Source organism: Streptomyces sp. ID05-39B (genome assembly GCF_033794725.1).
GTDB lineage: Bacteria > Actinomycetota > Actinomycetes > Streptomycetales > Streptomycetaceae > Streptomyces > Streptomyces bobili.
On sequence record NZ_JARGEF010000045.1, the window covers coordinates 1 to 14,253 of the forward strand.

Annotated in this window: 12 protein-coding genes; 5 read left to right on the top strand and 7 right to left on the bottom strand. The window is 72.6% G+C overall.

The window, feature by feature from the left end; genetic code table 11:
• On the bottom strand, positions 1–800 hold an 800-nt coding region (locus P1P75_RS12920), incomplete at its 3' end, for an OB-fold nucleic acid binding domain-containing protein (RefSeq protein WP_319254757.1).
• A 168-nt stretch (positions 801–968) separates the two neighbouring features.
• Here P1P75_RS12920 and P1P75_RS12925 point away from each other — a divergent pair.
• Both P1P75_RS12925 and P1P75_RS12930 read left to right on the top strand, forming a co-directional pair.
• Entirely contained in the window at positions 969–2,813 is a 1,845-nt protein-coding gene (locus P1P75_RS12925; RefSeq protein WP_319254759.1) for an HSP90 family protein, read from the top strand.
• The gene (locus P1P75_RS12930; RefSeq protein WP_319254761.1) at positions 2,810–5,809 is read left to right on the top strand and encodes a tetratricopeptide repeat protein; all 3,000 of its coding nucleotides are present in this window, start codon (positions 2,810–2,812) and stop codon (positions 5,807–5,809) included. Before P1P75_RS12925 ends, P1P75_RS12930 begins: the two co-directional genes overlap by 4 nt.
• A gap of 95 nt (positions 5,810–5,904) precedes the next feature.
• Here P1P75_RS12930 and P1P75_RS12935 read toward each other — a convergent pair whose 3' ends face one another.
• Complete coding sequence (locus tag P1P75_RS12935; RefSeq protein ID WP_319254764.1) at positions 5,905–7,593, bottom strand: DAK2 domain-containing protein; 1,689 nt, start codon at positions 7,591–7,593, stop codon at positions 5,905–5,907.
• A 255-nt stretch (positions 7,594–7,848) separates the two neighbouring features.
• Here P1P75_RS12935 and rpmB point away from each other — a divergent pair, with 255 nt between their 5' ends.
• Positions 7,849–8,034, top strand: a complete 186-nt coding sequence (gene rpmB / locus P1P75_RS12940) for a 50S ribosomal protein L28 (protein WP_073491182.1) — start codon at positions 7,849–7,851, stop codon at positions 8,032–8,034.
• 170 nt (positions 8,035–8,204) lie between these two features.
• On the opposite strand, the gene thiD is transcribed toward rpmB, so the two are convergent.
• Entirely contained in the window at positions 8,205–9,026 is an 822-nt protein-coding gene (thiD, locus tag P1P75_RS12945) for a bifunctional hydroxymethylpyrimidine kinase/phosphomethylpyrimidine kinase (protein WP_319254812.1), read from the bottom strand.
• Positions 9,026–9,991, bottom strand: coding sequence for a thiamine-phosphate kinase (locus tag P1P75_RS12950; RefSeq protein ID WP_086767352.1), 966 nt, complete (start codon positions 9,989–9,991; stop codon positions 9,026–9,028). The genes thiD and P1P75_RS12950 overlap by 1 nt, the downstream gene beginning before the upstream one ends.
• Positions 9,992–10,197: 206 nt before the next feature.
• Here P1P75_RS12950 and P1P75_RS12955 point away from each other — a divergent pair, with 206 nt between their 5' ends.
• Together P1P75_RS12955 and P1P75_RS12960 are read left to right on the top strand one after the other, a co-directional pair.
• Entirely contained in the window at positions 10,198–10,431 is a 234-nt protein-coding gene (locus P1P75_RS12955) for an Lrp/AsnC family transcriptional regulator (protein ID WP_073491184.1), read from the top strand.
• Between the two features lie 20 nt (positions 10,432–10,451).
• Positions 10,452–10,952: a DUF3515 domain-containing protein gene (locus P1P75_RS12960; protein WP_319254766.1), complete on the top strand. Its 501-nt coding sequence runs from the start codon at positions 10,452–10,454 to the stop codon at positions 10,950–10,952.
• Between the two features lie 208 nt (positions 10,953–11,160).
• Here P1P75_RS12960 and P1P75_RS12965 read toward each other — a convergent pair whose 3' ends face one another.
• Genes P1P75_RS12965 through P1P75_RS12975 form a run of 3 tightly spaced genes read right to left on the bottom strand, consistent with a single transcriptional unit; the run spans position 11,161 to position 14,175 of the window.
• Positions 11,161–12,318 (bottom strand): D-alanine--D-alanine ligase family protein, encoded by a 1,158-nt coding sequence (locus tag P1P75_RS12965; protein WP_319254768.1) that lies wholly within the window; start codon positions 12,316–12,318, stop codon positions 11,161–11,163.
• Between the two features lie 58 nt (positions 12,319–12,376).
• Positions 12,377–13,387, bottom strand: a complete 1,011-nt coding sequence (locus P1P75_RS12970; protein WP_319254770.1) for an NAD(P)H-dependent glycerol-3-phosphate dehydrogenase — start codon at positions 13,385–13,387, stop codon at positions 12,377–12,379.
• Positions 13,384–14,175, bottom strand: a complete 792-nt coding sequence (locus P1P75_RS12975) for a lysophospholipid acyltransferase family protein (RefSeq protein WP_319254772.1) — start codon at positions 14,173–14,175, stop codon at positions 13,384–13,386. Before P1P75_RS12975 ends, P1P75_RS12970 begins: the two co-directional genes overlap by 4 nt.
• Positions 14,176–14,253 lie beyond the last annotated feature (78 nt).

Below are 14,253 nucleotides of genomic sequence, written 5' to 3' on the forward strand. Positions count from 1 at the left end.
GTGATGTGCCGCGTGGCGCGGAGATCATCGTCAACACCGACGAGTTCACCAAACGGGCGATGCAGAAGGTGGGGTACGCGGCCTCGCCCCTGGAGGACGAACGCCTCGTCCCACTTCAGGCGTGCGCGGGCGTCCTCGATGTCGGCCTTGGTGTGCGGGCGGTGGATCTTGAGGAGGGCCTCGGGCAGCGGGACCAGGCCGCGGCCCTCGCGCAGGGAGTCCGGGAGCGGGTCGACGGCTTCCTGGGCGCTGGGCAGGACCGTCTGGATCGCCTTGCCGATCTTCCAGGACTCGAGTTTGGCGGTCGCAGGGTAGATCGGGATGAGGGCGCCGGCCCAGGTCTCGACGGTCTCGTCGGTGTCGCTGCGCAGCAGTTCGTACGCCGGATGGGCCAGTTGGAGGCGGCGGTTGAAGAGGGACACCTTGCCGGAGAACATCGCGCGGGTGCCCGGCAGGAGTTCCTTGTGGGGCTTGTGCACGCCGTTGCCGAAGAAGACCAGCTGGAGGCGGCCGCTGCCGTCCGTGATGGTGACCTCCAGGCGCTGGCCCTTGCCGCGGGGGGCTTTGGACGAGGCGAAGGTGTGCAGGCGGGCGTCGGCGACCTGGGCGACCACGGTGACGTGCTCGTCCATCGGGAGGTCGGCGAGGTGCGTGAGCTGGCCGCGCTCCTCGTATCTGCGCGGGTAGTGGTGCAGCAGGTCGCCGACGGTGTGCAGGCCGAGATGCTCGGCCATCACCTTCGCGGTCGGTGGGCCGAGCACCTTTTTGAGCGGTTCTTCGAGCGCGGGCACGAGATCCATTGCACACCACCGCACTGACATTGCCGTATACGTGTCCCGAAACCCCTGGTCAGGCGGCTCGTTCCGGCTCTAGGATGACGCGCTCCGGCCATCCCCCGCGGTCACCGCCCCACCGGGACCGCCCGACCCCGCGCCGTCGACCCTCCCCCAAGCCGCGGCGCAGCAGCGATGGACTCCCAGACCTCACCGTCATCCCAGGCCTCATCGTCACCTCACACGTTCCAGGTCGACCTGCGTGGCCTGGTGGACCTCCTGTCCCATCACCTCTACTCCAGTCCCCGGGTCTATCTGCGCGAGCTGCTCCAGAACGCCGTGGACGCCATCACCGCCCGGCGGGCGGAGGAGCCCGGCGCACCCGCGCGGGTGCGGCTGTCCGCCTCCGGCGGGGAGCTGCGGGTGGAGGACTCCGGGGTCGGGCTCACCGAGTCCGACCTGCACACCCTGCTGGCCACCATCGGACGCAGTTCCAAACGGGCGGACGGACTCCAGGAGGCCCGCTCCGACTTCCTCGGGCAGTTCGGCATCGGGCTGCTGGCCTGCTTCGTCGTCGCCGAGCGCATCCGCGTGGTCAGTCGCAGTTCCCGTACGCCCGGCGCGCCGCCGGTGGAGTGGACGGCCCGCGACGACGGTTCGTACACCGTGCGGACGCTGCCCCACGAGGAGCGTCCCGAGCCGGGCACGACCGTGCATCTGGTGGCGCGGGCGGGGGCCGGGGAGTGGCTCACCGAGCGGCGGGTCCTGCAACTGGCGCGCGACTTCGGCTCGCTGCTGCCCTATGACGTCAAGGTCGGCGAGGAGCCGGTCACCGATCTGCCGGCGCCCTGGGACCGGCCGTACGCCTCTCCCGCGAACCGGCGGGTGGCGCTGGCCCGGCACTGTCACGAGCTGTTCGGCTTCACGCCGTTGGACTCGGTGGAGCTGAACGTTCCGCTGGCGGGGATCCGTGGCGTGGCGTACGTGCTGCCGGCCGCGGTGAGTCCGGCGCAGCGGGCGGGTCACCGCGTGCATCTGAAGGGCATGCTGCTCACCGATCGGGCCGAACAGCTGCTGCCCGACTGGGCGTTCTTCGTGCGCTGTGTCCTGGACACCGACAGCCTGCGGCCCACGGCCTCGCGCGAGTCGCTGTACGAGGACGAGACGCTGGCGGCCGTGCGGGAGGCGCTGGGTGAGCGGATCCGGGCATGGCTGACGGGGCTGGCCGCCGGGGATCCGGAGCGGCTTGCGGCGTTCCTGGCCGTGCATCACCTGGGCGTGAAGTCCCTGGCGCGGCACGACAAGGAGATGCTGCGGACGATGCTGCCGTGGCTGCCGTTCGAGACGACCGACGGGCGGCTGTCGCTGGAGGAGTTCGCGCAGCGTCATCCGGTGGTGCACTTCACGCGGACCGTGGAGGAGTACCGGCAGGTCGCGCCGATCGCGTCCGCGCAGGGCGTCGGCGTGATCAACGGTGGTTACACGTACGACAGCGAGTTGGTCGAGGCCCTGCCGTCGGTGCGGCCGGGGACGGTGGTCGCCGAGTTGGACGCGGACACCGTGACCGCGCACCTGGACGCCGTTGACGCGGCGGAGGAGCTGGCCCTTTCGGGTTTCCTGGCGGCGGCTCGGGCGAAGCTCGACCCGCTGGGCTGTGACGTCGTCCTGCGCGCCTTCCACCCGCTGTCGGTGCCCGCGCTGCATCTGGACGACCGAGCGGCCCGGCACGAGCAGGCGCGGGCCGACGTCGAGTCGCAGGCCGACGAACTGTGGGCGGGCATCCTGGGATCGCTGCGCGGCAGCGCCCCGCGCGCGCGTCTGGTGCTCAACCATCTCAACCCGCTGATCCGACGGATCAGTTCCCTGCGGGACGCCGAGCTGATCGGCACCGCCACGGAGTCCCTGTACGGGCAGGCGCTGCTGATGGCGCAGCGCCCCCTGCGGCCGGCGGACTCCGCGCTCCTGAACCGGGCGTTCATCGGCCTGCTGGAGTGGGCCACGCACGGGGAAGCCACACCTGAGGAGGACGGCCGGCGATGACCGCGATCACGGACTTCGACTCCCTGCGCCGGGCGATGGCGGAGAACGGCGAGCAGCCGGAGGGGCCGGCCCGCAACGCGCGCGCGGAACTGCTGCTGGCGCAGGCCGAGAAGCTGAACATCCCGCTCGCCGTGATCGAGGCGCTCGGGCATCAGCTGAAGGTCTACAACTACAGCTCCGAGAAGGACCGGATGTTCGTCCCGTTCGCGCGTCTGCTGCGCATGTGGGACGAGCGGCCGGAGGACTTCGACGCGCACGAGACGCACTCGCTGCACTGGGTCTTCAAGTGGATGTCGGCCGGCATGCTCGACCAGCCGCACGTGCCGCTGGCGTCGGTGGAGAAGTGGCTCGGCGAGATGGAGCACCGCTACCGGCTGGCCGGGCACTCCGAGCGGGCGGTGCGCGGCGCCGAGTTCAGTGTGGCCGCGCATGTCGGGGACGAGGAGCGCGCCGAGCGGGCGTTCGCCGCCTGGCTGGCCGCGGACCGCGACAGCATGGCCGACTGCCACGCGTGCGAGTTGCAGGGGCAGGGCTGGTGGCGTGCGGAGCAGGGCCGGGACGCCGAGGCCCTGGAGTTGTGGGCGCCCGTCCTGGAGGGCGCGTACACGTGCGCGCACGAGCCGCACGCCGCGCTCGCCTCGTCCCTGGTGCCGCTGCTGCGGCTGGGCCGCCCGGAGGAGGCGCGCGCGCATCACCTGCGCGGCTTCCGGCTGGTGCGGGCGATGGAGAGCATGCGGGGCGCGTACGCCGACCATGTGGAGTTCTGCGCGCTGACCGGCAACGAGGCGCGGGGCCTCGAACTGCTCGCGGAGCGCCCGGCGTACTTCACGGACAAGGGCCAGCCGCGCAGCAGGCTGGACTTCCTGAGTGTGGTCGTGCTGCTCATGGAGCGGCTGTCCGCGCTGGGCCTGGGCGGGCAGCAGGTGCCCGGTCCGGCCGGGCGGGAGTGGACGGCGGCCGAGCTGGCCGTCCACGCGCGCGGGGAGGCGCTGGCGCTGGCCGCGCGGTTCGACGAGCGCAACGGCACCTCGCACATCAGTGAGCGGGCACGCGCGCGTATGGCGCAGGAGCCGCTGGTGGAGCGGCTGCCGCTGGGCGTGCGCGCGGTACGGCCGCCGGCCCCCGCGGTCGCTCCCCCGGCTCCCCCGACGGCCGCACAGGGGTCGGATGCGCCGGATCTGGCCGCGCTGCTCGCCGAGGCGCGGCGGCTGTCGGACACGTTGCAGCCGCATGCCGTGGAGGCGTGGGCGGCGGTCGCGGTGGCCGCCGAGGGGGCCGAACTGGCGGCGCGTGACCGGGCGGAGATCGCCGACCACCGGGCGATGGGGCTGGGCCCGGAGGGTGCCGAAACGTTCGAGCAGGCGGCCGGGCTGTACGCGGAGGCGGGCGACCCCGGTGAGGCTCTGGCGGCACGCGCGCGTGGGGCGTACGTCCGCGCGCTGGACGGGGACATCGACGAGGCGCTCGCCGCGGTGGCCGAGCCGTACGACCGGGTTCTCGCGCTGTACGCCGAGGGCGGCACCGAGGTGCGGCAGGCGGCCGGGGTCCTCATGGGCCGGGCACGGATCCTGATGCGGCGCGTCCACGAGGCCGAGGGCCCGGTCGCCGAGCGGGCACTGACGGAGGCCGAGCGGGCCGTACGGGAGCTGCTCGCGCTCGTCGAGGGGCGGGCCGGGGACGACGTACGGCTCGTCGCGCGGGTCGCCGAGGGGCACGCGATGCTGGCGGAGCTGACCACGCGCGCGGGTGACGCGCAGGCCGGTGCGGAGCTGTTCGCGCTGGCCGCGGCGGAGTTCGTCGGGGCGGGGCTGCCCTGGTTCGCCGTGGAGTACGAGGCCAAGCTGGCCGGACTGGCGCACCACCTGGGCGACATGGCGGAGGCGGAGCGGGCTCTGCGGGCGGCCCTGGAGCACGGTGGCCGGTTCCTCGAGCCGGTCGGGCGGGCCCAGCTCCACCTCCAGCTCGCCGAGGTCGTCGGGGGCCGGGGGGAGGCGGGCGAGGCCGCCGAGCACGCCCTGGAGGCGGCGCACTGGGCCGACGAGGCGGGCGAGGGCCCTGCGTTCGGCGCGTGGGCGCGGCACCAGCTGGGCGGGTTCCTGGTGCGTCAGGGCCGGTGGGCCGAGGCCGCGGAGGTGCTGGAGTCGGCGCTCACGGACCTGTCCGCCGAGACGCACGGCGACGGGGCTCTCGTCCAGACGCAGTGGTGGCTCGGCGACTGTCTGAGCGAGCTGGGCGAGCACCGGGACGCCGCAGAACGCCGGTTGCAGGCCGCCGAGACCGCCCGGCACTGGCCCGAGCAGCACGACCACGCGACGCTGGCGCACCTGGCCGCCGAGTCCCTCGGCCAGGCGGGGCTGCACGCCGAGGCGGACCGGGCGTACGCGCGCGCGGGCGATCTGTGGCGCTCCCTGGGCAACGTGCACGGGCTGGTGCGGTCCTTGCGGGCGCGCGCGTGGCTGGCGTTGCGCACGAAGGACGGCCCGGAGAACGGCGGGCACGACGGCACGGAGCAGGGCATCGACGCGGCGCGGGAGCTGATGGCGGGCGCCGTCGGGGAGTGCGCCGACGCGCTGGAGACGGCGGACGACGAGGAGACCCGGCTGCGGCTGGTCCTCGAACTCGGCCACACGCACCGCCAGTTCGGTGACCTCCTGGCCCGCTCGGCCGCCGAGGACGCCGACGACGACTCGATCCGTGCCGCCATGGAAGAGGCGCTGTCCCAGATGTCGCAGGCGGTCGCGGTGTTCGTCTCCCTCGGGGACGCCGCCCTGGCGCCGCGCACCGGCGCCGAGCTGGCCGCGGGCTGGCTGGAGGCCGACCTGGGGCGTCCCTCGCGGGCAGCGGCACGCGCGCGTGCGGTGCTCAGGGCGTACGCGGACGCGGGGAGCGACCCGGACTTCGAGGGCGGGGACGAGGAGACGACCGTACGGGCGCGCCGGGCGGAGGCGGAGCAGCTGCTTCAGGCGGCGGAGGAAGCGGCGACGGAGCAGCGGTAGCGGTGCCGGGGTGGCGCGGCAGTCGGCGATCACCGCGTCCGGGGCCGGCCGTCACCCGGTCCGGGGCCGGCCGTCACCGTGTCCGGAGCCGGCCGTCACTCCACCCCGATCAGCAGCAGCGCGCCCTGTCGTCCCCCGTGGTAGACCACCGTGTCGACGGCGAGGTACGCCTCCCGCACCCGCGCCTCCAGGCGCTCGGCGACGCCTTCGGGAGCCTCGTCGCCGAGGACGAGGGTGACGAGTTCGCCGCCGGCAGCCAGCATGCGGTCCAGGACGGTCTCGGCGGTGGCGGTGACGTCGGCGCCGATGACGGCCACGTCACCCTCGATGAGGCCGAGGATGTCACCGGCCTGGCAGATGCCGGCCATCGTCCACGACTGGCGTTCGGCGACGGCGACCTCGGCGTAGCGGGTGGCGCCGGCCGCCGAGGTCATCGAGACGACGTCCTCGTCGAAACGGCGGTCCGGTTCGTGCACGGCGAGCGCGGCGATCCCCTGGACCGCGGAACGCGTCGGGATCAGGGCCACCCGGATGCCCTCCGCGCGGGCCTGCTCGGCCGCCGCGGCAGCGGTGTGCCGCAGGTCGGCGTCGTTGGGCAGCAGGACGACCTCACGCGCGTGGGCCCGCCGTACGGCCTGGACCAGTTCCCCGCTGGCGGGCGGCTCCCCGGGGCGGGCGAGCACGGCGGTCGCGCCGGCCTCGGTGTACAGACCGGCCAGCCCCTCGCCGGGTACGACGGCGACGACCGCCCGCTGGACACGTTCGCGCGGTGCGCGCTCGCCTCCGCGCGCGTGCACGTCGTCGGCGCCGAAGTGCGTGATGCGGATGCGGTACGGCCGGCCGGCCTCGACGCCCGCCTCCACGGCGGCGCCGGCGTCGTCCACGTGCACATGCACGTTCCACAGCCCGTCCCCGCCGACCACGACGAGGGAGTCGCCCAGCCCGTCGAGCCGCCGGCGCAGCCGGTCGACGGCGGCGTCCTCGGCCTCCAGCAGGTAGATCACCTCGAAGGCGGGCCCGCCGCTCCCGTGGCCGTCATCGGCACACGGCTCCTCGCTCGCGGCGGGCCCGCCCGCGGGCGAGGAGCCGCCCACGAAAGCACGGCCGCCCCCCTCGGCAACCGGTATCTCTCCCGTGAACGTCTCCACCAGCGCCGCGAGCACCGCCACCAGACCCCGCCCGCCCGCGTCCACCACCCCGGCACGCGCCAGGACGGCAAGCTGGTCCGGCGTCGCGGCGAGTGCCGTGCACGCGCCCCGGTAGGCCGCCCTGGCGACCGTCCCGCAGTTCCCCTCGGCCCCCTCAGCCGCGTCGGCGGCGGCCGAGGCGACCGACAGGACCGTGCCCTCGACCGGGTGGGCCACGGCCCGGCGGGCGGAGTCGGCCGCGTGCCGCAGCGCCAGGCGCAGCCCCTCCGCGTCGGTACGAGGGCCCTCGCCCTCGGCGAGCACCTGGGCCATGCCGCGCAGCAGCTGCGCCAGGATCGTCCCGGAGTTCCCGCGCGCGCCGATGAGCGCGCCGTGCGCCATCGCGCGCGCGGCATCGGCGAGAGAGGGGGTGCCGTCCGGCCCGGAGCCGGCCGCGTGGCCGGTGAACACCGCCTCGACGGCGGTCACCGCGGACTCCATGGTCAGGTAGAGGTTGGTTCCGGTGTCCCCGTCGGCGACCGGGTACACGTTGATCGCGTCGATCTCCTCACGCGCGCGTCCCAGCGCCCGGAGCGCGAGACCACACCAGGTGCGCACCGCGAGAGCATCGAAGAATGTCTGCGGTACCTGCGGCACCTGCGCCTCCCTGAGCTGCTGGACTGGGACGCAGCGTAGACGGTGGGCGGGGTTTTGCCGGTGGAAGGGCCGGGGCCGGGCCCTGACCAGCCATGGTAGTTTCGTTGTACTGGCGCAGCCGTTGTATGCTGCTCCGGTTGCCCGATCCCATCGGGCCATCCCCCTGGCAGCGCCACTCAGGTCTTCGATCCCACGATCTTGATCCCGGCATGCCGGGATCAACCGTAAGTGCATCTGAAGTCTTTGGAGTGACCGGTGGCTGCCAACTGCGACGTCTGCGGCAAGGGGCCGGGCTTCGGCAATAGCATCTCGCACTCCCACCGTCGTACGCCCCGTCGCTGGAACCCGAACATCCAGCGCGTGCGTACCGTAGTCGGTGGGACGCCGAAGCGCGTGAACGCTTGCACCTCGTGCATCAAGGCCGGCAAGGTCTCGCGCTGACGCATATCCCCCACCTCTCGGCTTCGCTCGAGACGGGGGGACCTCCATCGCGCGCGGCCACTGCTGGTTGCTGCACAAAGCCGGTCCACCATTGGTGGGCCGGCTTTCTGCCATGCCCGCCGACCGTCTGACGGCCTCTGCGGGCCACCGAGCGGGCCCCGCGACGGACATCACGCTCCCGGAGCATCCGGTGGCGTGAGGCCCCTCGCCCGTCCGAGCCGCCAGCCGTGATCCACCGGCCCGATCCCGCCGCCGAGGGCGAAGCCCGCCGCGATCGCCCCGGTGACGTACTCCTTGGCCGCCGCCACCGCCTCCGGCACGGTCTGCCCCTTCGCGAGCTGCGCCGCGATCGCCGAGGCGAGGGTGCAGCCCGTGCCGTGGGTGTGCCGGTTGTCGTGCCGGGGCGCGCGCAGCCAGTGCTCCTGCGAGCCGTCGGTGAGCAGGTCGACGGCGTCGCCGGGCAGATGCCCGCCCTTGATCAGCACCCAGCGCGGCCCGTACGCCAGGACAGCCGCCGCGGCCTGCCTGAGATCACGCTCCGACTCGACGCGTACGCCGGTCAGCTGGGCCACCTCGTCGAGGTTGGGCGTGGCGACGGTGGCGGCGGGCAGCAGCCTGGTGCGGACGGAGTCGAGGGCCGAGGCGGCCAGCAGCGGGTCGCCGTGCTTGGAGACGCCGACCGGGTCGACCACCACCGGCGCGTCGGTGTCGGCGATCAACTCGGCCACCGCTTCGACGAGTTCGGCGCAGGACAGCATCCCGGTCTTCACGGCCCGGACGCCGATGTCGTCGACGACGCTGCGGTACTGGGCGCGCACCGCCTCCACGGGCAGCTCCCAGACGCCTTGGACGCCGAGGGAGTTCTGCGCGGTGACGGCGGTGACCACGCTCATGCCGTGGGTGCCGAGCGCGAGCATCGTCTTGAGGTCGGCCTGGATGCCGGCGCCGCCGCCGGAGTCGGAGCCGGCCACCGTCAGGACCCTCGGGGGTATCACGACTCCATGTCCCCGAAGTGGTCCCAGCCGCCCTTGCTGGTCCAGGGAGCCCCGTCGACCGTCACCTGGGGCAGCGCGGAGGGGTTGAGGACCTCGCCGATCACCTTCCAGCGGGCCGGGAGCTTCACGTCCGGCGGGAAGGTCGCCACGATCGCGTGGTCCTCGCCGCCGGTCAGCACCCACTGGATGGGGTCGACGCCGACGGCCTGCCCGATGTCGTTCATCTGGGAGGGCACGTCGATGGCGCCGGAGCGGATGTCGATGCGGACCTTGCTGGCCTCCGCGATGTGACCCAGGTCGGCGATCAGTCCGTCGCTCACGTCGCACATCGAGGTCGCGCCCAGGGCGGCCGCGGCGGGACCCGCGTGGTAGGGCGGTTCGGGACGGCGGTGGGCCTCGACGAAGGCGCGGGGGGAGCGGAATCCGCGGGAGAGGACCGCGTACCCGGCGGCGGACCAGCCCAGCCAGCCGGTGACCGCCACGAGGTCGCCGGGCTGGGCGCCGGACCGGGTGACCGGCTCCTGGTTGCGCAGATCGCCGAGCGCGGTGATCGACACCATGATCGTGTCGCCGCGTACGACATCGCCGCCGACCACCGAGGCACCGGCGACCTGGCACTCGTCGCGCAGGCCGTCCATCAGCTCGGTGGGCCAGGTGACCGGCAGTTCGCCGGGCACCACGAGGCCGAGGAGCAGTGCGGTCGGCACGGCTCCCATCGCGGCGATGTCGGCGAGGTTCTGGGCGGCGGCCTTGCGGCCGACGTCGTAGGCGGTGGACCAGTCCCGGCGGAAGTGCCGGCCCTCCAGCAGGATGTCGGTGCTCGCCACGACCCGGCGGTCGGGCGCGGCCACCACCGCGGCGTCGTCACCGGGTCCGACCCGGACCGCCGATGTGGTGGTGAGACGGGAGGTGAGCTCCCTGATGAGCCCGAACTCCCCGAGCTCACCAACAGTGCCCTTCATCGCCCCAGCTCCCCTTCTGTCCCTGTCCGTGCCCGGTCGCGCGTCACCAGTGTCCTCGATACGGTCGAGACATCCGTCAACTTCGGTCGTGCCCGCACCCCGGCGCGCGAGCCGCGGTCCGCGCAGGTCTCCCCGCGGCGAGCGGCGACGCGATACCGTGGCGTTCCTTTTCCCCACATGATCCTCGTGGCCGCCCTGGAGGTTCCGTGGTACAGGCGTACATCCTGATCCAGACGGAGGTCGGCAAGGCGTCGACCGTCGCCGAGACGATCAGCAAGATCCCTGGGATCGTCCAGGCCGAGGACGTCACAGGTCCCTACGACGTGATCGTGCGGGCCCAGGCCGACACGGTCGACGACCTCGGTCGCATGGTGGTCGCCAAGGTCCAGCAGGTGGACGGGATCACCCGCACCCTGACCTGCCCGGTGGTGCATCTGTAGCCCCCGTCTACCCTTGGCCGGTGAACGCTTTCCGTCCCCGGCCGGTCGTCCTGCCCCCGCTCGCCCTCCTGCTGGCTGCGGTGGGCTGTTCCTCAGCAGACGGTGACGTGTCGGCGGCGGTTCCCAGCCCCTCGGCGACCGTCACCGAGCTGTGCCGGAACCTGGACAGAACGCTGCCGTCCGCGGTGGACGACCAGCACCGCCGGGATCCCTCGCCCGCGTCCGCGCTGACAGCGGGCTGGGGGAACCCGGCGATCATACTGCGCTGCGGGGTCGAGCGACCGCCGAAGATGATCGATCCCAAGGTGGCCGAGGGCGGGGACCCGGACGCGGTGGCCGGTGGGGTGAACGGGGTCGACTGGCTGATGGAGAAGGAGGACGACGGGGCGTACCGGTTCACGACCGCGAGTCGCCTCGCCTATGTCGAGGTCACGGTGCCCAAGGGTCGGGACACCTCGGGTGCGCTGATCGACCTGGCCGCCGCCGTCAAGAAGGCGATCCCCGAGGGGATCGCCGACTGAGGGCCCAGGGCCCGTCTGACAGTTCAGGCCCCTAGGGCGTGTTTCGAAAGTCCCGCCTGCCGGGCGACGCCTGGCACGCACGCTCGCCGCGTTGTCGGGATCATCCCGATACAACCAGTATCGGGACGACCCTCCGCCTTGCGATCGCACGCACCAGACGCCGCCCGGCCTGCCCTTCGGGCAGACGACGCTACTTTCGAAACACGCCCTAGCGCAGTCCCGTGGACCTGCTCAGAGCCGCCTGGATCAGCCTGTCCACCAGCTCCGCGTAGCCGACGCCGCTCGCCTGCCACATCGCCGGGTACATCGAGATCGGCGTGAAGCCCGGCATCGTGTTGATCTCGTTGATGACGAACTCGCCGTCCTCGGTGAGGAAGAAGTCCGCCCGGACCAGTCCCTCGCAGGAGGCGGCCTCGAAGGCGTCCACCGCGAGCCGCTGGACGTCCGCGGTCTCCTCCGGCGTCAGCGGCGCCGGGACCAGGCCGGGGGTCGAGTCGATGTACTTGGCCTCGAAGTCGTAGTACGCGTGCGCGTCCGGCGGCGGGATCTCGGCCGGTACGGAGGCGCGCGGGCCGTCCTCGAACTCCAGGACGCCGCACTCGATCTCGCGGCCGCGCAGCGCCGCCTCGACGAGGATCTTCGGGTCATGGCGCTGGGCCTCGGCGATGGCCTCGTCCAGCCCGGACGGGTCGTCGACCTTGGTGATGCCGATCGAGGAACCCGCGCGCGCGGGCTTCACGAACAGCGGCCAGCCGTGCTCACCGGCGAAGTCGACGATCTTCTTGCGGGCGGCGGACTCCTCCCGCTCCCACTCGCGCGGCCGGATCACCACGTACGGGCCGACCCTGAGCCCGAAGGAGGTGAACACCCGCTTCATGTACTCCTTGTCCTGGCCCACGGCCGAGGCGAGCACGCCCGAGCCCACGTAGGGCACACCGGACAGCTCCAGCAGTCCTTGAAGGGTGCCGTCCTCGCCGTAGGGGCCGTGCAGGACCGGGAAGACGACGTCGACGTCACCGAGGGCCTTGGGCACCGATCCGGGCTCGCTGTAGACGACTTCGCGGTTCGCGGGGTCGACGGAGAGCACCACGGCACCCTCCTGCGAGTCGGCGAGTTCCTCGACGCTGGGCGTACGGCGCTCGGTGATCGCCATCCGCTCCGGCTCGTCGGCGGTGAGCACCCAACGGCCTTCCCGCGTGATACCGATCGGCAGGACCTCGTACTTCGTCCGGTCGATCGCCGTGAGGACGGCGCCGGCGGTGACCATGGAGATCCCGTGCTCGGAGCTGCGTCCGCCGAACACGACGGCCACGCGCGGCTTACGAGACGGCTGCTCAGGGCTCTGGGGAAGGTTCTCGGTGCTCATATCGGCATGAGGGTACCCGGTGGTAGGGCGTGGATACAGCGTCGACTCAGGGGGTCGCTCAGCGTCGTTCCGGCTTCGCGCTGCGCGACATCAGCTCCTTGAGGGCGACCATCGGCGGCTTGCCCTCGTGGACGATCCCGACGACGGTTTCCGTGATGGGCATGTCGACGCCGTGCCGACGGGCCAGATCCAGCACGGACTCACAGGACTTGACGCCCTCGGCGGTCTGCCTGGTGACCGCGATGGTCTCCTGGAGGGTCATGCCCTTGCCGAGGTTGGTGCCGAAGGTGTGGTTGCGGGAGAGCGGCGAGGAGCAGGTCGCCACCAGGTCGCCGAGGCCCGCGAGTCCGGAGAAGGTCAGCGGGTCGGCGCCCATCGCGAGGCCCAGCCGGGTCGTCTCGGCGAGTCCGCGCGTGATGAGCGAGCCCTTGGCGTTGTCGCCGAGGCCCATGCCGTCCGCGATGCCGACGGCGAGCCCGATGACGTTCTTGACCGCGCCGCCGAGTTCGCAGCCGACGACGTCGGTGTTGGTGTACGGGCGGAAGTACGGCGTGTGACAGGCCGCCTGGAGCCGCTGGGCGACGCTGTCGTCGGTGCAGGCGACCACGGCCGCGGCCGGCCTGCGAGAGGCGATCTCCTTGGCGAGGTTGGGCCCGGTGACCACGGCGATGCGGTCCCGGCCCACCTCGGCGACGTCCTCGATCACCTCGCTCATGCGCATGGTCGTACCGAGTTCGACGCCCTTCATCAGCGAGACGAGGACGGTGCCCGGGGCGAGCAGCGGGCGCCAGGCGGCGAGGTTGTCGCGCAGGGTCTGCGAGGGGATGGCGAGGACGGTGAAGTCGGCGTCGCGGGCGGCTTCGGCGGGGTCCGCGGTGGCCCGGAGGTTCTCCGGGAGTTCGACGCCGGGGAGATAGTCCGGGTTGCTCCGCGTGGAGTTGACGGTGTCGGCGAGCTGGGCGCGGCGTGCCCACAGCGTCACCTCGCAGCCCGCGTCGGCGAGCACCGTGCCGAAGGCCGTACCCCAGGAACCGGTGCCGAAGACGGCGGCCTTGACGGGCTTGCTCACTTGCTGTTCTCCCCCTTGTGGCCGGTCCGCGCCTGGGACCTGCCGTGACTGGTCTGCGCCTGCGTCCGGCGCCGCTGCTCATTGCGCTCACGGCGCGGGTCGTAGGGCCTGTCGGGCGCCCGCTCGCCGCGGATCTCCTCCAGCTGCCGGGTGACGGCGGCCATGATGACGTCCGTCGCCTCCTTGAGCAGCTCGGGAGTCATCTCCCGGTCGTAGAACGGGGAGAGGTCCACGGGCGGGCCCGCCAGGACGTGGTGGGTCTTGCGCGGAAGCAGGTCGGGCTTCCTGGCGTAGGGCGGCAGTAGTTCGTTGACGCCCCACTGCGCGACCGGGATCACCGGGCACTTGGTCTGCAGGGCGACGCGCGCGGCCCCGGTCTTGGCGGTCATCGGCCAGCCGTCGGGGTCACGGGTCAGGGTGCCCTCGGGGTAGAAGGCGACGCATTCGCCGCGCTCCACCGCCTCGATCGCGGCCCGGAAGGCGCTGAGCGCGTCCGTGGACTCGCGGTAGACGGGGATCTGTCCGGTGCCGCGCATCGCGGCTCCGACGAACCCCTTCCCGAAGAGCCCGCTCTTCGCCAGGAATCGCGGAACCCGCCCGGTGTTGTACTGGTAGTGCGCGTATGCGAAGGGATCGAGGTGCGAATTGTGGTTCACCGCGGTGATAAACCCGCCCTCGTCAGGAATGTGCTCCGTCCCACGCCAGTCCCGCTTGATCAGAATCACCAGCGGCGGTTTGCAGAGCACCGCTGCGAAGCGGTACCAGAAGCCGATTCTGCGGCGGGGCACGCGAACACCTTCCTCTAGGACTTCCCTCAGTTCCCTGACTTCCTTTGGGCCGGGGGCCGGACAAGTGTCGCCCCGGGC